The sequence below is a fragment of the Paracoccaceae bacterium genome (assembly GCA_019454225.1).
Lineage (GTDB): Bacteria > Pseudomonadota > Alphaproteobacteria > Rhodobacterales > Rhodobacteraceae.
Map to the genome: position 1 here is coordinate 404880 of CP075370.1, position 19477 is coordinate 424356.

Consider the following 19477-nt stretch of genomic DNA (forward strand, 5'->3'; position numbering starts at 1 on the left):
GCGCAGCGCGCTTCCTCAGAACACGCCGTCGCGCGGCATGGACGACAGCGCGCGGCACAGATCGTCGAGGTCCTGCAACGAGTTGTAGGTAATTGTCAGCCGCCCGCGCTCGCCGCCCGGTTCGTGCTGGATCGACACGGCCATGCCCAGGTTCGCCGAAAGATCGGCCTCGAGCGCACGGGTATCCGCATCCTTCTCGGGCGCGCCGCCCGACCGGCCGCCGGTCTTGGCGCGCGAAGCACGGCGGCCGGTTCCCATGGCCTCGTCCCGGGCCAGGGTCTCGGTCTCGCGAACGGAAAGCCCTTCGACAATGATGCGCTGCGCCACCGACACGGGATCGGCCATCGTGACCAGGGCGCGGGCGTGACCCGACGAGATCCGGCCAGCCCGGACATGCCCCTGAACATCCGGCGGAAGCTTCAGCAGCCGCAGGAGGTTGGCAATATGGCTGCGGCTTTTGGCCAGGGCATCGGCAATCTGTTCCTGGGTATGGCCAAACCGTTCGATCAACTGCGCGTAGCCCGCCGCCTCTTCGATCGGGTTGAGATCGGCCCGCTGGACGTTCTCGATGATGGCGATTTCCAGAACCTCGGCATCGTCCAGCGACCGGACAATGGCGGGTATCGCGTGAAGCTGCGCCATCTGTGCGGCGCGCCACCGACGTTCGCCCGCAACCAGTTCGTAGCCCGCATCGTCCGGCAGCGGGCGAAGGATGACAGGTTGCAGCACGCCCTTCTGGCGGATCGATTCGGCAAGCTCGGCGAGCGCCTCGGGCGGGAAGTCGCGCCGCGGCTGTGCCGGATTGGCGCGAATGCGCTCGATCGGTACCGTCGCATCGGGCGCAGCTTGGGGGCCCGCCTCGCCGTCGGCGCGGATGTCGGCCATGAGCGCCGAAAGGCCGCGGCCCAGGCCGCGTCGTTCAACCTTGCGCTCGGTCATCAGGCAACCTCCTGCCGGAGCGGCGAGAAGCCATGACGGCCGACAAGCTCGGCGGCCAATGCACGATAGGCGGCCGCCCCGCGTGACGCGCTGTCATAGGCCAGGACCGGCAGCGCATAGGATGGTGCCTCGCTCAGCCGCACATTGCGCGGAATCACGGTGCGGAACACCACATCGCCCAGCGTCCCGCGGGCATCAGCCTCGACCTGCTGCGACAGGTTGTTGCGACCATCGAACATGGTCAGAACAACACCTTCGATACGCAGGCCGGGATTCGCCGTCTGACGGATCTCGCGGATCGTCAGCATCACCTGCGACAGGCCCTCGAGCGCGAAGAACTCGGTCTGCAGCGGCACCAGGACGCCATGCGCGGCGACAAGGGCATTGACCGTCAGGAGGCTGAGCGATGGCGGACAATCGATCAGGATGTAGTCCAGCGCCAGACCCCCAACGGAGGGATGGCGCAGCGCATCGTGCAACAGGAAGCTGCGCTTTTCGATGGCCACAAGATCGACGTCAGCGGATGACAGGTCGCCATTTGCCGGACAGACGAGCAGACCCTCGAACGGTGTCTGCTGTACCGCCTCGGGCAGCGGCAGATCCTCCATCAGAAGATCGTAGCTGGTCCGACGCCTGGAGGCCGCCGCAACGCCAAGACCGGTAGAGGCATTTCCCTGCGGGTCAAGATCGACAAGCAGCACGCGCGCGCCGCGTTCCGCAAGCGCCGCGGACAAGTTGATTGCCGTGGTTGTCTTGCCGACACCGCCCTTCTGGTTGGCAATGGCAATGATTCGCGGTTGGTCAGGCTGCACGGCAAAGACCCCTTGTCCGTAGAATGACGCCTTGCGGGTCCGTCTGACTTTGCAGCAGTTCGGCCTCGAACGTCCATAGCTTGCGCGCGGCCTCGACCTCTTCCGCAGCGCCAGCCCCTTTGAGGAACAGGCCGATACCGTCCGGCGCGAGGTGCCGATGGGCAAGACCCAGCAGTGCCGGGAGAGGCGCAAGGGCGCGTGCCGACACGACATCCGCGCCAAGCGGCGCGACCTCCTCGATCCGAATCGCGTGAACGACGGCACCGACCGACAGCTGGCGCGCGGCCTCGCGCAGGAAGGCGGCCTTCCGTTGATCCGACTCGATCAGGTGAACGGTGACTTCGGGCCGCTCCTCGGCCAGCAGGATGGCGACGACCAGCCCCGGGAAGCCGCCCCCGGTACCGAGATCGACCCAGCGCCGCACCGCCGCCGGGCAGAGTGCGGCGATCTGTGCCGAATCGAGGATGTGCCGCGTCCGCATATGCGGCAGGGTCGCGGCCGAGACCAGGTTGACGGTCGCATTCCAGCGGAGCAGGAGGTCGGCAAACATCGCCAGCCGCCGTTCGGCGGTGTCGCCGAAGCCCCCGGGAAGCACGAATGGGCCGGAACCGGACGGTGCGGTCACGCCGCCTGGCCCTTCTCTGCCCGGCGGACATGCGCAAGCAGGATGATCAGGGCCGCTGGCGTCATCCCTTCCATGCGGGCGGCCTGGCCCAGCGTGTCGGGCCGCCGCTGGGCGAGCTTCCCGGCAATCTCGCGCGACAGGCCGGGCATTGCCGCGTAGTCCAGACTTGGCGGCAGCGGCGTGGCGTCGTCGCGGCGCAAGCTGTCGATATCGGCGCGCTGGCGATCCTCGTAGCGCGCATACAGCGCCTCACGCGAGACCTGCGCGACGAGATCGGGATCGGCCACCGACAGCGCCGGAACGGCAATCGCCAGCGTCGCCGGAGTCACATCCGGAAAACCCAGGAGATCGAAGGCCGAACGGCGCGCGCCATCGGCACTGACCGCGATGCCCAGCGACGCGGCCTGGCCGGGCGTGAACCGTGCCGCTGCAAGGTCCGACCGCAGGGCATCGAGACCCTCCATCTTGCGCGCAAAGGCATGGGCGCGGCGCGCGCCGACGCATCCCGCCGCGATACCCAGCGGCGTCAGACGCTGGTCGGCGTTGTCGGCGCGAAGCGACAGCCTGAATTCGGCGCGCGATGTGAACATCCGATAGGGTTCGGTGACACCGCGGGTCGTCAGATCATCGATCATCACGCCGATGTAGCTGTCGCTCCGCGGAAACCGGACCGGGTCGCGCCCCATGGCCGCCATTGCGGCGTTGAGCCCGGCCACCAGACCCTGGGCCGCAGCCTCTTCATATCCGGTGGTGCCGTTGATCTGGCCCGCGAGGTAGAGCCCTGCCAGCGCCCGTGATTCCAGAACCGACGACAGGCCTCTCGGGTCGAAGTAGTCGTATTCGACGGCATAGCCCGGCTGAAGGATGCGCACATCCTCGAGCCCGGCGATGGTTCGCACATACTCGGCCTGAACATCCGCGGGCAGCGATGTGGAAATTCCGTTCGGATAGACCGTCTCGTCATCAAGGCCCTCAGGCTCCAGAAAGACCTGATGCCGGTCCTTGTCGGCGAACCGCAGCACCTTGTCCTCGATCGACGGGCAATAGCGTGGCCCCACGCCTTCGATATGGCCCCCATACATCGCCGACCGCGACAGGTTCGACCGCACGATGTCATGCGTGCGCGCATTGGTGTAGGTGATGCCGCAGGATATCTGCCGGGCCTCGGGCCTGCGGTTCAGGAAGGAGAACATGACCGGGTCATCATCGCCCGGCTGCATCTCAAGCGCGTCCCAGCGGATCGTGCGGCCGTCCAGACGGGGTGGCGTGCCGGTCTTCAAGCGTCCGCGCGCAAGGTTCAGATCCGCCAAACGTTCTGCCAGACGGACGGCCGCGCCATCGCCAACGCGCCCCCCGATCGTGCGTTCCGAACCGATATGCATCAGGCCGTTCAGGAACGTGCCGGCCGTCAGGATCACTGCGCGCGCGCGGATGTCCGACCGGTCAGACAACCGCACACCGGCCACCCTGCCGGCCTCCACGATCAGATCGGTGACTTCGGCCTCGACGATGGAAAGCCCGGAAAGGGCGGCAAGTTCCGCCTGCATCGCCTCGCGGTACAGCCGGCGGTCCGCTTGCGCACGCGGGCCCTGGACGGCGGGACCCTTGCGACGGTTCAGCAACCGGAACTGAATTCCGGCGCGGTCCGCCACGCGGCCCATCACGCCGTCAAGGGCGTCGATCTCGCGGACGAGGTGACCCTTGCCCAGCCCGCCGATCGCGGGATTGCACGACATGACACCGATTCCGCCACGTTTCAGTGTCACCAGAACTGTCCGGGCACCGGCGCGCGCAGCCGCAGCGGCGGCCTCGCTGCCCGCGTGCCCCCCGCCGATCACGATCACGTCCGTATCCGTGTGTTTCACGTGAAACATTCCTTGCCCGTTGCGCTACTTGCCGATGCAGAAGCGTGCGAAGACTTCGCCCAGAATCTCTTCCACATCGATCCGGCCCACCAGCATCTCGACCGCCGTGCGTGCTTCGCGCAGACGCTCCGCCAGCAGTTCCGGATGATCCGTCGCCTCGCCTATCAGATCCCTGGCTGATTCCAAAGACCCGATGGCCTTCTCGAGGGCCTGACGGTGGCGCTGACGGGTCATCGTTCCCACGGACGCCGCCCGCTGCGCGATTCGATCGGAGATCATCTCCAGCAGGACGGTCACGCCTTGTCCGGTCACGCCCGAGACGCCCGCGGCTCCGGCCCCACGCAGATCTGCCTTGCCCTGACAAAGAATGTCGTCGTCCTGCGGGGCTAACCCCGCCGGCAGACCGTCGTCATCCAGAAGAAACACCCGCAGATCCGCGGCGCGGGCGCGGGCGCGGGCGCGGGCAACACCCATCGCCTCCACCTCATCCGCCGCGTCGCGCAGTCCCGCAGTGTCAAGCACGGTTACCGGCAGGCCACGCAGATCCATCCGCACCTCGATGACATCCCGCGTCGTTCCTGCCACCGCAGAGGTCAGCGCCACGTCACGACCGGCCAGCGCATTGAGCAGCGTGGATTTCCCGGCGTTTGGCGAGCCGACGATGGCAACCTCGAACCCGTCGCGCACACGTTCGGCCATCGCCGTTCCCGCGACCTCGGCCCGCCAGGCCAGAAGCAGCCGCGCCACGATGTCATCGACGCCGGCAAGCACGTTGTCCGGCACGTCCTCATCCGCAAAGTCGATCGCCGCTGCCAGCAAGCCCTCGGCTCGAAGGATGTCGGCGCGCCAGGCATCCGCGCGGGCGGCGACCGAGCCCGAAAGCTCCCGGATCGCCTGGCGGCGTTGCACCTCGGTCTCGGCGTCGATCAGATCGGCAAGGCCCTCGACCTGCGCGAGATCGAGTCGCCCGTTCTCCAGTGCCCGGCGGGTAAATTCACCCGGCTCCGCCATGCGCAGGCCCGGCATGCGGCGCAAGCTGTCCAGCGTCAGGTCGACGACAGCCCGCCCACCGTGAAGATGCAGCTCGACAACGGGTTCACCGGTAAAGCTCGCTCCCTCGGCAAAGGCGAGCACCAGGGCCTCGTCGATCACCTCGCCGTCGCGCGCGATCTTTCGCAGACCCGCGAACCGTGTCGGCGGCAGCGTGCCGGCCAGCATCGTCGCGGCCGCGTGCGCCCGGTTCCCTGAAATGCGCACCACCGCGACACCGGCCTTGCCGCGTGCGGTCGCCAGCGCGAAGATCGTGTCCATGATCAGGCCCGAACCTCATCAGGTGTTCATCGAATCGAAGAACTCCGAGTTCGACTTCGTCTGTTTCAGCTTGGAAATCAGGAACTCGATCGCATCGGTCGTGCCCATCGGGTTCAGGATTCGGCGCAGCACATAGGTTTTCTGCAGATCGGACTTCTCGACAAGCAGTTCTTCCTTCCGGGTGCCCGATTTCAGGATGTCCATCGCGGGGAAGACCCGCTTGTCCGCCACCTTCCGGTCCAGCACGATCTCGCTGTTGCCGGTGCCCTTGAACTCCTCGAAGATCACCTCGTCCATGCGGCTGCCGGTGTCGATCAGCGCCGTCGCGATGATGGTCAGCGAACCGCCTTCCTCGATGTTCCGCGCCGCACCGAAGAACCGCTTCGGCCGCTGCAGCGCGTTCGCATCCACACCGCCCGTCAGAACCTTGCCGGAGGACGGAACCACCGTGTTGAAGGCACGACCCAACCGCGTGATCGAATCCAGAAGGATCACCACATCCCGCTTGTGCTCGACCAGGCGCTTGGCCTTCTCGATCACCATTTCGGCCACCGCAACATGGCGGGACGCGGGTTCGTCGAACGTCGAACTGACGACTTCACCCTTCACCGAGCGCTGCATGTCGGTGACTTCTTCGGGGCGTTCGTCGATCAGAAGGACGATCAGGTAGCATTCCGGATGGTTGGTCGCGATCGAATGCGCGATGTTCTGCAACAGCACCGTCTTGCCGGTACGCGGCGGCGCGACGATCAGGGCGCGCTGTCCCTTCCCGATGGGGGACACCAGATCGATGATGCGGGCCGACCGGTCACGGATCGTCGGATCCTCGATCTCCATCTTCAGCCGCTCGTCGGGATAAAGCGGCGTCAGGTTGTCGAAATGCACCTTGTGCCGCGCGCGCTCAGGGTCATCGAAGTTGATGCGTGTGACCTTGGTCAGGCAGAAATACCGCTCATTGTCCCGCGGCGCCGCGATCACGCCCTCGACGGTATCCCCGGTGCGCAGACTGAACTGCCGCAGGATGTCGGGGCTCACGTAGATGTCGTCCGGTCCTGGCAGATAGTTGGCCTCCTTCGACCGCAGGAAGCCGAAACCATCCTGGAGCACCTCCAGGACGCCGTCGCCGCCGATCTCCCAGCCTTCCTCGGCATGTTCCTTGAGGATCGAGAACATCATCTCGCCCTTGCGCATGCTGGGCGCGTTCTCGATCTCCCACTCCTCGGCCATCGCCAGAAGATCGGCCGGTGTCTTGGCCTTCAGCTCGGACAGGTTCAGCCGCTGCACATCGTCGTCGTTCATTCGGAAATCGCCCCGCGCGTCCACCTGTGGTGTCCGCCGCCTATGGATGAATGGGAACTGCCATGGGCCGGACGGCCCCGCCCGGACCGGATAGGCGCAGGACAGCCCGCTGTCAAGGTTCTCAGAATTTCACGATCACCGCCAGAACGATGGCCACCATCAGGATCGTGGGCACCTCGTTCATCAAGCGGTAGTCTCGACCGGTCAGGCGGTTCGCTCCGGCAGCGAAGGCCTTCCGGCGCAGGCCCAACCAGTGATGAAACCAGGTCATGCCAAGCACCGACCCCGCCTTGACCCAGGCCCAGGCCGACCCCCAGTCGACAATCCCGGGCGTCATCACAAGCGCCAGGCCTGCCGTCCAGGCAACGATCATCGCAGGGTTCATGATCGCGCGCAGCAGCAGCCGTTCCTGATGCCGGAACAGAAGGTCCATGTCCGATCCGTCCGGCACACCGGCCTTTGCCAGCCCCTCGACGTGATAGACGAACAGCCGCGGCAGATAGAACAGCCCCGCCATCCAGGCGATCACGGCCATGACATGCACGGCCTTCACATAGGGATAGGCCGAAGCCAGCACATCCTGCATTCTTCACCTCTGCCCTGCTTCTTAATCAAGAAAGAAGGAAAAGAGAATGTAGTTGATGTAGGCCCTGTGCGTATCTGGATGCCGCAAACAATCCTCAGGACTATCCACAGGCCGCGGTGACAAAAACCTCCCGAGACCGCGCCGCGCGTGATCCGGAGGCGGAAAATATTCAAGTATTATCAGATTGATGGATCGAATGTGACTGAATGTTCGTCTACTGTTCCCGGGATCCTCCATCGCCGCCGAGGAAACTATACCCTGCCTTGTGCCGGTGATGTGCACCTGTGGACGAATGCCTTCCTCCGCCGTTGCCGCTTGACAAGCGTCGGCCTCTACCGGCACCAGTCAGCGGCAACACCGAATTCGCGCGATCCACCCCGAAGAACGAAACCGGATTATCCACGACCTTCCGCACAGCCGACCGGCGTCTGTTGCCCTCGGTCAATCGCGACAGGACCTGCCGTGCCGCCGCCCATTGTGCTCGCCTCGTCATCCGAAACCCGGCTGCGCCTTCTGCGTGCGGCAGGTCTGCCTGTCACCGCCCAGGCTGCCCGCCTCGACGAGGACATGATCCGGGCAGCGCTGGAGGCCGAAGACGCGACACCGCGCGACATCGCCGATACGCTTGCAGAAATGAAGGCGCGGCGCATTGCCGAACGTACGCCGGGCGCGATCGTGATCGGATGCGACCAGGTTCTCGATTTTCGAGGTCGCGCATGGGGCAAATCTTCCACAGCCGACGCGGCACGCGCGCAGCTCGCCGCCTTGCGCGGCCAGACGCACCGACTGCTTTCGGCGGTGGTCCTGTATCATGACGGGCGTCCGCAGTGGCGCCATGTCGGTGAGGCCCGCCTGACCATGCGGCAGTTCTCGGACGAATGGCTTGATGGCTACCTCTCGCGCAACTGGGCCGATCTTCGCCACTCGGCAGGGGGCTATCTTCTGGAAGCCGAGGGGGTGCGCCTCTTCTCCGCAGTCGAGGGCGACTACTTCACCGTCCTCGGCCTTCCCCTCCTTCCCCTCCTCGGATATCTCGGGGAAAGGGGGTTCATACCGACATGACGGATCATCCGCGCATCCCGCTCGCCGGTGTCATCGGCTCGCCCATCGCACACAGCCGGTCGCCCGCGTTGCACGGCTACTGGCTTCGCCGCTATGGGCTGCGCGGTCATTACGTTCCGATCGACATCGCGCAGGCCGATCTGCCCGAACTCCTGCGGACGCTGCCGCGCCTCGGTTTCGTGGGGGTCAATGTCACCATTCCGCACAAGGAAACGATCCTCGGAATCGCCGACATCGTGACCGATCGCGCCGCCCTGATCGGTGCCGTGAACACGCTGATCTTCCGCAAGGACGGGCGCATCCACGCCGACAACACCGATGGCGCGGGCTTCATGGCGAACCTTCGCCAGCATGCGCCTGCCTGGGTTCCCTCGGCTGCGCCTGCGGTGGTCTTCGGGGCCGGGGGCGGTGCCAGGGCGGTGGTCGCCGCGCTGATCGAGGTGGGCGTGCCGGAGATCCGCGTTGCAAATCGCACGCGCGCAAGGGCCGATGCGCTGCGCGCCGATCTGGGTGCAAAGATCACGGTGGTTGACTGGGTTCAGGCCGGCAACGTGCTGGATGATGCGGGACTGGTCGTCAACACCACGGCACTCGGCATGTCAGGAAAGGCCCCGTTCCGCGTGCCGCTTGACGGGCTCGACCCCCGCGCGCTGGTCACCGATCTGGTCTATACCCCGCTGCGTACCGCCTTTCTCGAGGAAGCCGCAGCCCTGGGGTGCCAGACGGTCGATGGCCTGGGCATGCTTCTGCATCAGGCCGCGCCAGGGTTCGAACGCTGGTTCGGCCAGCGTCCCGAGGTCGATGACGCGACACGTGCGGCGGTTCTTGCGGCATGACGGCCTTTCGTCTCGGCCTTACAGGGTCGATCGGCATGGGCAAGTCGACCACCGCCGTCATGTTCGCGGATGAGGGCGTGCCGGTCTGGGATGCCGACGCCGCGGTGCACAAGCTCTATGCGCCCGGTGGCGATGCGGTGGCGCCGGTGGCGGCGATCTGGCCGCGCGCGGTATCGGCGGGGGGGGTCGACCGGCAGGTGCTCAAGTCCATTGTCACGGCGGACCCGGCGGGACTGGCGCGTCTCGAGGCGGTCGTCCACCCGCTTGTTGCGGCCGACCGTGCGGCGTTCCTGGCGCGCACCGACGCGGACCTCGTCGTTCTGGATATCCCGCTGCTGTTCGAAACCGGGGCCGAGGCGCTGATGGATGCGACGCTGCTGGTGACGGCACCGCCCGCCCTGCAGCGGCAGCGCGTTCTGTCCCGCCCCGGGATGACCGAGGCGGCATTCGATGCGATTCTGGCCCGTCAGATGCCCGATCGCGACAAACGCGCCCGCGCGACCCATATCATCGAGACATTGTCCCATGCCTCCGTTCGTGCAGCCGTCCGGGCGCTGATCGCCTATATCCGTGCGCCAGAGACCCCCGATGCGTGAGATCGTCCTGGATACCGAGACCACCGGTTTCGAGCCGTCCGAAGGCCACCGCCTGGTCGAAATCGGCGCGGTCGAGCTTTTCAACCACATGCCGACGGGCCGCACCTTCCACGCCTACCTCAACCCCGAGCGCGACATGCCGGCCGAGGCCCTCGCGGTTCACGGTCTGTCGTCCGACTTTCTGCGCGACAAGCCGCTGTTCCGCGATGTCGCCGCCGATTTCCTTGCCTTCGTCGGCGAGGCGCGGCTGATCATCCACAACGCCAGCTTCGACATGAAGTTCCTCAACTGGGAACTCCGGGCCAATGGCCATCCGACATTGCCGGACGCGCGTGCGCTCGACACTCTCTCCCTCGCCAGATCAAAGTACCCTGGCGCCCCGTCCTCGCTGGATGCGTTGTGCCGACGGTTCGGGGTGGACAATTCCGCGCGCGAGAAGCACGGCGCGCTTCTCGACAGCGAGCTTCTGGCCGAGGTCTATCTGGAACTGATCGGCGGTCGCCAGCCGGGTCTGGGGCTGGTGGTGCAGGGTACCCCCAGCACCGCGACATCACCCGGCGCGCCCCACCGGCCGCGCCCGCCGCGCCCTGCACCCCTGCCACCGCGACTGACCGAGGCAGAACGTGCCGCCCACGAGGCCTTTGTGGCGGGGATGGGCGATGCGGCGGTCTGGCGCCGCCGCACCGTCGGATAGTCAGCTGACCGTCGGCGCGGGCGCGGCGGTGTTCTGCGCCGCCATCCGACGCTGGATCTCGCTGATGTAGAGCTGGCGGAAATCGACCTGGTCGATGTTCAGCGGCGGGAATCCGCCATCGCGCGTGATGTCCGAGATGATGCGCCGGACGTAGGGGAACAGCAGGCGGGGACATTCGATCAGCAGGAAGCCATGCAGCTGGTCTTCCGGCACGCCCTCGATATGGAAGATTCCGCCATAGTCCAGTTCGACAAGGAACAGCGTCTCGTCGGTGGCCTTGTTCTTCGAGGTCACGCGGAATTTCGTGATGACCTCGAACTGATGGTCCTGGGTCCGCTTGCGTGCGTCGAGGCTGACCTGGACCTGCGTGTCGGGTGAAACTTCGTTGGATTGCAGGCCACGCTGGGCAACCGCGTTTTCGAACGACAGGTCGCGCACGAACTGGCCCAGAACCTGCATCCTCACCTGCGGCGCGGCTCCGGCACCATTGGCATCCTGCATCGCTGTCTCTCCTGTTCCGGTTTCGGCGCTTCTGTAGCAGGTCGATTGCGTTGCCTCAATCCTTCCCGGGCGATGACGGGCTAGCGACGTGTCCAGTCTGGCGGTGTGACATGGCGCTGTCTGACCTCGGTCACATCGGTCCATTCGCCGTCGACGACGTCGGCCGGGCCCGGGTGCGAGGTCACCACGGTCAGCCGTGCGGCTATGGCGGAAATCAGTGCGCGGCGCAGGGCAGGAATCAGCAGCAGGAAGCCCACGCCGTCGGTAAGGAACCCCGGTGTCAGCAGAAGCACGCCTGCGAGAAGGATCAGCGCCCCATGGGCCAGAGGTGAAAGCGGGTCGCGCATCGTGGCAAGCCCGCCCTGCACCTCCCGCAGCACGGAAAGACCCTGCCTGCGCACCAGAACCGTGCCGATCACCCCGGTCAGCAGGATGAGGCCGAGGGTCGGCCACAGCGAAAGCCAGCCTCCCACCTGGATGAACAGCGCGATCTCGATCAGCGGCACGGTGACAAAGGCCAGAAGCAGCCACATGGCCAAACCTTTCCTTCCGCCCGGCGGTGGACTTGCGCGGGCCCCTCTCCTACATAGGGACTGAACACCAGGACCCCAAGCCATTCCCGGCTAGCCCATCCCAGAGGACACCATGAGTTCCAGCCTGATCCAGCTTCTCGTCCTTGCGGGAATTGCGGTCTTCCTGATCCTCAAGCTCAAGAGCGTCCTGGGCACCCGCGAAGGTTTTGAAAAGCCGCCGCTTCCCGCCGATGAGGCGCGTCCGCGCCTCACCAAGCGCGATCTCGAGGTGGTCGACGGCGGTCCCGATCGGGACATCACCGATCACGTTCCCGACGGCAGTCCGGCCGCCAAGGCACTCGCCGGGATGAAGATGGCCGAGCCCGGATTCTCGGTCAGCACCTTCCTGTCCGGGGCGCGCGGGGCCTATGAGATGATCCTGATGGCCTATGAAAAGGGCGATCTGTCCCCGGTGGTTCCGTTCCTGTCGCCCGAGGTCTATGAAACCTTCCAGGCGGCCGTCGACGCCCGTGAGGAACAGGGCCTGACGGTCGAGGCCAATTTCGTGGGCCTGCGAGAGCTTTCGCTTCAGGATGCGTCATTCGACCGTGGCACCCGCGAAGGACAGGTGACTGTGCGGTTCACCGGCGAACTTACCTCGGTGATCCGCAACCGCATGGGCGAAGTGATCGAGGGCAGCCCGACCGAGATCAAGCGCCAGCGGGACGTCTGGACATTTGCCCGCAAGATGGGTGTCGACGATCCCAACTGGATACTGGTCGCGACCGGCGAGTGATGCGTGCCGCGCTCGCCGTTCTTGCGATCGTCCTGATGACGGCGGCAACCCCGACCCCTGCGCAGATTCTGGATTTCCAGGCCCTTGATGGTTGGGATGACGATGACCACGGCGCCGCATTGCGCACCTTCCGCGAAACCTGCGGTCTGTTGACCGATCCCGACTGGGGGCCGATCTGCCGTCTGGCCGCCGATGCCGGCACGAATGCCCCCGACGCCCGCAGCTTCTTCGAACTGCTGTTTCGTCCCGTGCTGATCGGGAACCCGCCTGCCTTGTTCACCGGCTATTACGAACCCGAACTGCCCGGCTCGCTGACGCGGACGCCTCGCTACGCCGTGCCGCTCTATGCGCGCCCCCCGGAACTGGCCGAAGGTATCCAGTACCTGTCACGCGCGCAGATCGAGGCGGGTGCGCTGCGTGGTCGGGGGCTTGAGATTGCCTGGGTAGAGGACCCGGTCGAGGCCTATTTCCTGCAGGTTCAGGGTTCGGGGCGCATCCGCCTGCCTGACGGCCGGGTACTGCGTCTGGGCTATGCGGGGCGCAACGGCCATCCCTACCGCTCGATCGGTCAGGAAATGGTGCGGCGTGGCACCCACAGCTTTTCCGAAGTGTCGGCACAGGCGATCCGCGCCTGGGTGCGGCGGAACCCGGTTGCGGGGGCCGAATTGCTGAACACCAACCCGTCCTACATCTTCTTCCGGCGCCTTGCCGACCTGCCACCGGAACGCGGACCGATCGGGGCCATGGGCCGGTCGATCACGGCGCTGCGCAGTCTTGCGGTGGATCCGGCGCATGTGCCCCTTGGCGCACCGGTCTGGATCGAAAAGCACGGCGGTGCCCCGCTTCGGCGCCTGATGGTCGCCCAGGACACCGGCGGTGCCATCAAGGGTGCCCAGCGTGCCGACATCTTCTATGGTACGGGCGATGCCGCCGGCGATGCCGCCGGAACGGTCAAGGATGGTGGCCGCATGGTCGTGCTGCTGCCCATCGACCGCGCCTACGCGCTGTTGCCCGAGGGTTGATGTCGTGGCACGACGCCGCACCCTGCGCCCGGACGAGCATGAGGTCTGGCAGGCGGTCGCCCGCACGGCACGTCCGCTGAAGTCGCGCGATCTGCCGACCGAGATGGCACCGGCCCTGCCGACGCCGCCATCCCCTTCGTCCCCGGAACGGCCGGCGCCCCTGCCGGCTTTCAACCTTGGCGAACGTGCTGCCGGTAGCCGGGGGCATGACATCCTGCCTTCGCTGTCCGAACGGCTGGCGGTCGCACCGCTGCGGATGGATGCCAAGGCCTATGCCAGGATGACGCGCGGGCGGATCGCACCGGAAGCACGGATCGACCTGCATGGCATGACCCTTGCCGAGGCGCATCCGGAACTGATCCGGTTCGTGCTGAACGCCCACGCCGAAGGATTGCGCCTGGTTCTTGTGATCACCGGCAAGGGCAAGCCGGGCGCCGATGACGGGCCGATCCCGCGACGCCCCGGCGTCCTGCGCCACCAGGTCCCGCAGTGGCTGCGTCTGCCGCCGCTGGGCCCCGCGGTGCAGCAGGTGGCAGAGGCGCACCTGCGCCATGGCGGATCAGGGGCGTATTACGTCTATCTGCGCCGCCGCGGCTGATCGCGCCCGTGCAATTCCGATCGCGGCCAGCAGGATCGCCCCCGCTGTCCAGGCCGCGATGCCGGGCATCTGGTCGGGAAACGAGATACCCTGGTCGATCAGGCGTCCGGTCAGGATCGGTCCGACTGCCGATCCCACCACCATGACCGCGCCAGACGTCGCCCGGACTGCGCCAAGGTGCCGGGTTCCGTAGGCCTCGGCCCAGAACGCCACGGGAATGGTTGCCTGCGAACCGCTCGACATGCCGAACAGCACCAGCACGGCTGCGGCAGCCCCCAGATTGTCGACCAGCGGCATCACCAGGAAGAACAGGCACAGCGGCAGGGGATAGAAAGCCATCAGGCGCAGCGCCCCGAACCGGTCCACCGCCCAGCCCGATCCCAGCATCGCGGCCACCGTGGCCATCGTGTAGACCGGAAAGATCGCAACCAGTGCCAGATGCGACCAACCCTTCACTTCGGCCATGTGGACCTGCTGGAAAAAGAATGCCGTGCCGAAGGTCGGACCGCAAAGGATGACCGGACAGACCATCCAGAACAGCGGGGTGCGCAACGCCTGCCGTCGGGTCCACATGCGACCGCCCAGCCCGTGTGCCTGTGACTCTTCGGCCATGGACTGTGGCGTCCGCTCCAGACGCAGGAGCCGCACAAGAACCGGCAGCATCAGGCAAAGGACTGCGGCGCCCGTGACCCAGAGCCAGCGCCAGTCCACGACCGTCTTCAGCGCGACAAAGGACAGCGGCAGCACCACCTCGCCCGCGGCAAAGCCCAGGCCCGCAATCGCCAGGGCGCGGCCGCGCGATGCCACGAACCACCGCGCCATTGCCACGCCCGAGATATGAGAGGCCATCCCCTGCCCGAGGAAGCGCAATGCGAAGATCACGACGGGCAGCGCCGCCACCCAGGGATTTGCCGCCATCGCCAGGCACGCGACGGCCAGCGCGATCACAACCACCGCCCCGATCGCACGCACCCGGAACCGGTCGGTCAGAACCCCGGCCCAAAGCATCACGAAGGCCGAAGCCAGCGTGCCGGCGGCATAGATCGTTCCCCAGTCGCCGTGAGACAGTCCGAACTTCGTGCGTATCTCTCCGGCGAAGATCGCGATGAAGCTGGTCTGTCCGAAGGTTGACAGGAACGACAGCAGAAACCCCGCCGTCAGGAAGGGCGCATTGGCGCGCAGGAAGGCAAGGAAGGGCATCGGGTCACTCCGCGATCCGTCACATCCCACGCGAAAGGCGAAATGGCCAGACGCCTCAGCGCGGACCGCCGGTGCGGGCGAGTTCCGTCACGGGTGAAAGGATGATCTTCGTGGCGCTCTGCACCGTCAGCACGACCCCCGGCAGAAGTCCGGTGCGCCCCGTCTGATCAAGACCGTAGGCGGCGTCGACATCCGCGATCCGGTTCAGCAACCGGATCAGAGCGGGTGAGTTGCCGACATTGAAATGGCCGTCGCCCTTCGAGAACGCAGCCACGTCCACGATGGTGATCGGCAGATCCGAGATTCGTCCGACATTGCGGATATTGCCCAGCCGTTCCTGGCGCTGGCCGGTCAACCGCGCCGACAGCGCCAGCGCCCGATCCCGGGTCGAGGTGAACACGAAGAACGGCTGCGGCAGGGGCTTGATCGCCGAAGCCTGCGCGTGGAACACATCGACCTCGATATCGGGCGACAGAAGAACCACGCCCGACACCCGGCGCAGCACGTTCGTGTTTCCCCGGATCGCCATCTGGCGCAGGGTTTCCATGGTCAGGGCGGCACCCATGGAATGGCCGACGATCATGACCCGCTCGGCCCCGGCTGCCGTGACCTCATTCAGCAGCAGCTCCAGCCCATCCCGTGCGAACAGCGCGCTGTCGCGATCACGCACGTAGCCCAGAGGTTGCCCCAGCGAGGGCCAGGAGTAGTGAACGGCCACGCCCGGAAGCTCCAGATCGTGGCTCATCTGCGCGATGCGATACAGGCCCTCGGCGAATGTATTGTTGAAGCCGTGGGTAAACACGGTCACCTCGCGTGTCCCGCGGGGAAGGGCACGCATCGCGGCCGCCAGATCGGTCCGGAAGGCGCGGTCGTCGCGATAGATCCGCTCTGCCGTCGTCACGAAATCGGTGCGCGGGTCGGGTGTGCTGCCCCGCCGGGGAAAGTCGATGGTGCCGACCTCGCGATCCGGAGGGATCGCCACATCATAGCGTGCAAAGGTCACGCCCTTCAGCCGACGCTCGCGCCCGAACTGGCCGGTGGCCGCATCCATCTCGCGTGTCGTGCCGATGAAGATGGGTTCCACCTGTGCCACGCGGCCGGCGTCCGCCAGAAGCGTGATTTCACCGCGCGGCGTGCAGGCGGCGACCGCGAGGAACATGACTGCAAGATGCCAGCGCATCGCGGGAACTCCACCAAAGATGGTCCAGTCATTCCCCCGATGACGGCGCATGTCAAACAGCGCCTGCCCGGCTTCGTTACAGAACGTATCGGCTGATGTCTGCCGCCCGTGCCAGTGCCCCGACCTGCGCCTCTACATAGGCCGCGTCGATCGTCACGCTCTCGCCGTCACGGTCGGGTGCAGCGAAGGACAACTCCTCGAATACGCGCTCCATCACGGTGTAGAGCCGCCGCGCCCCGATGTTCTCGACGCTTGCATTCACCTCAGCCGCGATCCGGGCGAGGCTGGCAATCCCGTCCTCGGTGAAGGTCACTGCTACCCCCTCCGTTGCCATCAGCGCGGCATACTGGCGGGTCAGCGCATTGTCCGTATCCGTCAGGATGCGAACGAAATCGGCCTCGGTCAGTGCCGAAAGCTCTACCCTTATCGGCAGGCGGCCCTGCAGTTCGGGCAAGAGGTCGGATGGCTTGGCAATATGGAAGGCGCCCGACGCGATGAACAGGATGTGGTCGGTCTTCACCGCGCCATGCTTCGTGCTGACGGTTGTGCCTTCGATCAGCGGAAGCAGGTCGCGCTGCACACCCTCGCGGCTCACGTCCGCGCCCCGAAGGTCGGATCGCGCCGCCACCTTGTCGATCTCGTCGATGAAGACGATGCCGTCTTCCTGCACCGCGCGCAGCGCCGCGGCCTTCACGGCCTCGTCATCGAGCAGCTTGTCCGCCTCTTCCCCGATCAGGATGTCATGGCTCTCGGCCACGGTCATCCGTCGCCGCGACTGTCGTCCGCCGAGTTTCGCGAACAGGTCGCCCAGGTTCACGGCGCCCATCTGACCCTGACCGCCGGTCGGATCGAACATCGCCAGCGGGTTTGACGTGTCGGCGATGGTGACCTCGATCACGGTCTCGTCCAGTTCGCCGCGCCGCAGCTTGCCCCGGAACGCCTCGCGCGTGCCTTCGCGCGCATCCTTGCCCGCAATCGCCTCGATCACCCGGTCTTCGGCTGCCTTTGCGGCACGGGCCTTCACATCCTCGCGCATCCGTTCCCGCGTCTCGATCATCGCGGCATCGACCAGATCGCGAATGATCGAATCGACATCGCGACCGACATAGCCGACCTCGGTGAACTTGGTTGCCTCGACCTTCAGGAAAGGCGCCCGGGCAAGCTTCGCAAGTCGCCGTGATATCTCCGTCTTGCCCACCCCTGTCGGTCCGATCATCAGGATATTCTTCGGGTAGACCTCATCGCGCAGCCCGTCTGGCAGGTGCCGCCGCCGCCACCGGTTGCGCAGCGCGACCGCCACGGCGCGCTTGGCCGCCGCCTGGCCGACGATGAAGCGGTCAAGTTCGGATACGATCTCGCGCGGGGTCAGGTCTGTCATTCGGTGCTTCCATAGGGGGGCAGCCGGGATTTGCCCGGAAAATCCGGCAAGGCGCGCATCAGGCCTGCGCGAAGCGGCACCCACCAGGTGCCGATGGCGGTGATGATCCCGCCCAGCGCGATCAGGATGAATGTCCAGCTGCCGAAATCGCTTTCACCATCGCCCTGCACGATCCACGCGATGACCAGTGCGATGTAGGCAATCGCCGCCGTCAGAAACGACCGCCGGTCGATGACCAGCGCAAGCGCCGTGATGGCCGCCAGCGCGATCACCAGCAGCAAGATGCCCGATTGCCCGCCGGTGTTGTAGAGCGTCAGCGCGACTGTGTTCACGAGGGCGGGCGCAGCCAGCATATGGCACCAGAAGGCGGTCGCCGCATGCCGACCCAGGCGGTAAGGGTCGCGCGTGTCGAACCACATGCCCACCAGAAAGGCCGCCACGCCGAAGCCCAGCGTCGCCATCGCGAAATAGGGGCTTTCGCGCAGGTCGAACAGCGAGGTGAGCCCCGCCCCCCTGCGCCCCTCGACGAACCCGCCCAGAGAATCGACCGACGCGGTCAGCGCATAGATCGCGCCCAGAACGCTGAGCCCCAGCAGGAACATCGCAAACGGCAGCCGGAACCGCCGATACCACAGGGCCATGCCCGCCGCCCCGACCACGAACGACCCTACCACCGCGATGCGATAGGGCAGGTCCGCCATCGCGGCGAGGGTGACCGCCGAAAGGTAAAGCCCGCTACCGAACGCCATGGCCAGCACCATCGACGGCAGATTCATTCGCCGCCGCAGCGTGAAATACCCTGCCCACCACCAGGCAACCCCCGCACAGGCCAGCGGAACAAAGAGCAGCAGGCCCTCGCCGCCGAACCAGGCCAGCATCGCGGCCACGCCGGAAAGCAGGATCACGAGGCCGATCGAGACGAAGATCTCGGAAAAGCCGCGGAAGAATTCAAAGGGCTCATCCTCGGCGGGCATCGCCGCCCGCTGCCCCGCGCGCCCTTCGGCCAGCGTGGCGACGGATGCCGCCTGCGCCTCGGTCAGGATACCGGCGGCCACGGCGGCGCGCAGGTCCTCGCGCTGGAAGGTGTCCATGCGTCAGGCCCCTATGGTTTCGACGGTCAGGTTGCCGTTGGTGTAGACGCAGATTTCCGCAGCTATGGCCATGGCACGGCGGGCGATCGTTTCGGCATCCTGTTCGGTCGCCATCAGGCCGCGCGCTGCGGCCAGCGCGAAGTTTCCGCCTGACCCGATGGCTGCCACATCATGTTCCGGTTCCAGCACGTCGCCCGCGCCGGTGATCACGAACAGGTCGCGCCCGTCGGTGACGATCAGCATGGCTTCCAGGTTTCGCAGGTATTTGTCGGTGCGCCAGTCCTTGGCCAGTTCCACCGATGCGCGCGCAAGTTGCCCCGGCAGCGCCTCCAGCTTCTTCTCCAGTCGTTCCAGCAGGGTGAAGGCATCGGCGGTGGACCCGGCAAAACCCGCCACCACATCCCGCCCGCCCGGCGAGAGGCGGCGCACCTTGCGCGCCGTACCCTTGATCACGGTATTGCCGAGGCTGACCTGCCCGTCGCCCGCCATGACGACCTTGCCGCCCCGCCGCACGGCCAGAATTGTCGTGCCATGCCAACCGGGAAACCTGTCATCCGCCATGTCGTCCTCCGTG

The 19477-nt window shown here is 66.2% G+C and carries 20 protein-coding genes; 7 read left to right on the forward strand and 13 right to left on the reverse strand.

Translation table 11 applies throughout. The features are described from left to right. Positions 1-15: 15 nt before the first annotated feature. The 6 genes from KF887_01970 to KF887_01995 all read right to left on the reverse strand — a co-directional run bounded on the left by KF887_01970 (position 16) and on the right by KF887_01995 (position 7437). Positions 16-939 carry a ParB/RepB/Spo0J family partition protein gene (locus KF887_01970; protein ID QYK41931.1) on the reverse strand — a complete coding sequence of 308 codons (924 nt, stop codon included), beginning with the start codon at positions 937-939 and terminating at the stop codon, positions 16-18. After that, positions 939-1964: a ParA family protein gene (locus KF887_01975; protein QYK43396.1), complete on the reverse strand. Its 1026-nt coding sequence runs from the start codon at positions 1962-1964 to the stop codon at positions 939-941. Before KF887_01975 ends, KF887_01970 begins: the two co-directional genes overlap by 1 nt. A 408-nt stretch (positions 1965-2372) precedes the next feature. Then, positions 2373-4241: a tRNA uridine-5-carboxymethylaminomethyl(34) synthesis enzyme MnmG gene (mnmG, locus tag KF887_01980; GenBank protein QYK41932.1), complete on the reverse strand. Its 1869-nt coding sequence runs from the start codon at positions 4239-4241 to the stop codon at positions 2373-2375. A 24-nt stretch (positions 4242-4265) separates the two neighbouring features. Then, entirely contained in the window at positions 4266-5552 is a 1287-nt protein-coding gene (mnmE, locus tag KF887_01985) for a tRNA uridine-5-carboxymethylaminomethyl(34) synthesis GTPase MnmE (GenBank protein ID QYK41933.1), read from the reverse strand. A gap of 18 nt (positions 5553-5570) precedes the next feature. Next, the gene (rho, locus tag KF887_01990; protein QYK41934.1) at positions 5571-6851 is read right to left on the reverse strand and encodes a transcription termination factor Rho; all 1281 of its coding nucleotides are present in this window, start codon (positions 6849-6851) and stop codon (positions 5571-5573) included. 121 nt (positions 6852-6972) lie between these two features. Next, positions 6973-7437: a CopD family protein gene (locus KF887_01995; GenBank protein ID QYK41935.1), complete on the reverse strand. Its 465-nt coding sequence runs from the start codon at positions 7435-7437 to the stop codon at positions 6973-6975. Positions 7438-7899: 462 nt separating this feature from the next. Here KF887_01995 and KF887_02000 point away from each other — a divergent pair, with 462 nt between their 5' ends. Genes KF887_02000 through dnaQ form a run of 4 tightly spaced genes read left to right on the forward strand, consistent with a single transcriptional unit; the run spans position 7900 to position 10625 of the window. Next, positions 7900-8499: a Maf family protein gene (locus KF887_02000; GenBank protein QYK41936.1), complete on the forward strand. Its 600-nt coding sequence runs from the start codon at positions 7900-7902 to the stop codon at positions 8497-8499. Further along, entirely contained in the window at positions 8496-9335 is an 840-nt protein-coding gene (locus tag KF887_02005; protein ID QYK41937.1) for a shikimate dehydrogenase, read from the forward strand. Before KF887_02000 ends, KF887_02005 begins: the two co-directional genes overlap by 4 nt. Continuing rightward, entirely contained in the window at positions 9332-9931 is a 600-nt protein-coding gene (gene coaE / locus KF887_02010; protein ID QYK41938.1) for a dephospho-CoA kinase, read from the forward strand. Before KF887_02005 ends, coaE begins: the two co-directional genes overlap by 4 nt. Beyond that, positions 9924-10625: a DNA polymerase III subunit epsilon gene (gene dnaQ, locus KF887_02015; GenBank protein ID QYK41939.1), complete on the forward strand. Its 702-nt coding sequence runs from the start codon at positions 9924-9926 to the stop codon at positions 10623-10625. The genes coaE and dnaQ overlap by 8 nt, the downstream gene beginning before the upstream one ends. Here the strand turns inward: dnaQ and secB are convergent, their stop codons facing one another. Together secB and KF887_02025 are read right to left on the reverse strand one after the other, a co-directional pair. After that, the gene (secB, locus tag KF887_02020) at positions 10626-11126 is read right to left on the reverse strand and encodes a protein-export chaperone SecB (protein QYK41940.1); all 501 of its coding nucleotides are present in this window, start codon (positions 11124-11126) and stop codon (positions 10626-10628) included. A gap of 80 nt (positions 11127-11206) precedes the next feature. Beyond that, positions 11207-11659, reverse strand: a complete 453-nt coding sequence (locus KF887_02025; protein QYK41941.1) for an FxsA family protein — start codon at positions 11657-11659, stop codon at positions 11207-11209. A 112-nt stretch (positions 11660-11771) separates the two neighbouring features. Here KF887_02025 and KF887_02030 point away from each other — a divergent pair, with 112 nt between their 5' ends. From KF887_02030 to KF887_02040, 3 genes are read left to right on the forward strand one after another with little or no spacing between them, the layout of a single operon-like run. Next, on the forward strand, positions 11772-12434 hold the full coding sequence (locus tag KF887_02030) for a Tim44 domain-containing protein (protein ID QYK41942.1): 663 nt from the start codon (positions 11772-11774) through the stop codon (positions 12432-12434). Further along, entirely contained in the window at positions 12434-13456 is a 1023-nt protein-coding gene (locus KF887_02035) for an MltA domain-containing protein (GenBank protein ID QYK41943.1), read from the forward strand. The genes KF887_02030 and KF887_02035 overlap by 1 nt, the downstream gene beginning before the upstream one ends. Positions 13457-13460: 4 nt before the next feature. Beyond that, positions 13461-14054, forward strand: a complete 594-nt coding sequence (locus KF887_02040) for a Smr/MutS family protein (GenBank protein QYK41944.1) — start codon at positions 13461-13463, stop codon at positions 14052-14054. Here KF887_02040 and KF887_02045 read toward each other — a convergent pair. The 5 genes from KF887_02045 to hslV all read right to left on the reverse strand — a co-directional run bounded on the left by KF887_02045 (position 14016) and on the right by hslV (position 19464). Continuing rightward, positions 14016-15254 carry an MFS transporter gene (locus tag KF887_02045; GenBank protein QYK41945.1) on the reverse strand — a complete coding sequence of 413 codons (1239 nt, stop codon included), beginning with the start codon at positions 15252-15254 and terminating at the stop codon, positions 14016-14018. The genes KF887_02040 and KF887_02045 overlap by 39 nt on opposite strands. A gap of 55 nt (positions 15255-15309) precedes the next feature. Then, positions 15310-16434, reverse strand: coding sequence for an alpha/beta fold hydrolase (locus tag KF887_02050; GenBank protein ID QYK41946.1), 1125 nt, complete (start codon positions 16432-16434; stop codon positions 15310-15312). Between the two features lie 76 nt (positions 16435-16510). After that, positions 16511-17812, reverse strand: a complete 1302-nt coding sequence (gene hslU, locus KF887_02055) for an ATP-dependent protease ATPase subunit HslU (protein ID QYK41947.1) — start codon at positions 17810-17812, stop codon at positions 16511-16513. Further along, a complete protein-coding gene (locus tag KF887_02060) occupies positions 17809-18786 on the reverse strand; it encodes a hypothetical protein (GenBank protein QYK43397.1) in 978 nt (325 codons plus the stop codon). The genes hslU and KF887_02060 overlap by 4 nt, the downstream gene beginning before the upstream one ends. 120 nt (positions 18787-18906) lie before the next feature. Next, entirely contained in the window at positions 18907-19464 is a 558-nt protein-coding gene (hslV, locus tag KF887_02065; GenBank protein ID QYK41948.1) for an ATP-dependent protease subunit HslV, read from the reverse strand. Positions 19465-19477: the final 13 nt, after the last annotated feature.

Excerpts from the sequence above, each read along its gene's own strand:
- hslU (QYK41947.1), bottom strand. The coding sequence starts at position 17,812 with ATGACAGACCTGACCCCGCGCGAGATCGTATCCGAACTTGACCGCTTC.
- dnaQ (QYK41939.1), top strand. The coding sequence starts at position 9,924 with ATGCGTGAGATCGTCCTGGATACCGAGACCACCGGTTTCGAGCCGTCC.
- KF887_01995 (QYK41935.1), bottom strand. The coding sequence starts at position 7,437 with ATGCAGGATGTGCTGGCTTCGGCCTATCCCTATGTGAAGGCCGTGCAT.
- KF887_02045 (QYK41945.1), bottom strand. The coding sequence starts at position 15,254 with ATGCCCTTCCTTGCCTTCCTGCGCGCCAATGCGCCCTTCCTGACGGCG.
- mnmE (QYK41933.1), bottom strand. The coding sequence starts at position 5,552 with ATGGACACGATCTTCGCGCTGGCGACCGCACGCGGCAAGGCCGGTGTC.
- KF887_02035 (QYK41943.1), top strand. The coding sequence starts at position 12,434 with ATGCGTGCCGCGCTCGCCGTTCTTGCGATCGTCCTGATGACGGCGGCA.
- KF887_02050 (QYK41946.1), bottom strand. The coding sequence starts at position 16,434 with ATGCGCTGGCATCTTGCAGTCATGTTCCTCGCGGTCGCCGCCTGCACG.
- KF887_01970 (QYK41931.1), bottom strand. The coding sequence starts at position 939 with ATGACCGAGCGCAAGGTTGAACGACGCGGCCTGGGCCGCGGCCTTTCG.
- KF887_01975 (QYK43396.1), bottom strand. The coding sequence starts at position 1,964 with ATGTCGTGTCGGCACGCGCCCTTGCGCCTCTCCCGGCACTGCTGGGTC.
- KF887_02060 (QYK43397.1), bottom strand. The coding sequence starts at position 18,786 with ATGCCCGCCGAGGATGAGCCCTTTGAATTCTTCCGCGGCTTTTCCGAG.
- KF887_02025 (QYK41941.1), bottom strand. The coding sequence starts at position 11,659 with ATGTGGCTGCTTCTGGCCTTTGTCACCGTGCCGCTGATCGAGATCGCG.
- KF887_02005 (QYK41937.1), top strand. The coding sequence starts at position 8,496 with ATGACGGATCATCCGCGCATCCCGCTCGCCGGTGTCATCGGCTCGCCC.
- rho (QYK41934.1), bottom strand. The coding sequence starts at position 6,851 with ATGAACGACGACGATGTGCAGCGGCTGAACCTGTCCGAGCTGAAGGCC.
- secB (QYK41940.1), bottom strand. The coding sequence starts at position 11,126 with ATGCAGGATGCCAATGGTGCCGGAGCCGCGCCGCAGGTGAGGATGCAG.
- KF887_02030 (QYK41942.1), top strand. The coding sequence starts at position 11,772 with ATGAGTTCCAGCCTGATCCAGCTTCTCGTCCTTGCGGGAATTGCGGTC.
- hslV (QYK41948.1), bottom strand. The coding sequence starts at position 19,464 with ATGGCGGATGACAGGTTTCCCGGTTGGCATGGCACGACAATTCTGGCC.
- coaE (QYK41938.1), top strand. The coding sequence starts at position 9,332 with ATGACGGCCTTTCGTCTCGGCCTTACAGGGTCGATCGGCATGGGCAAG.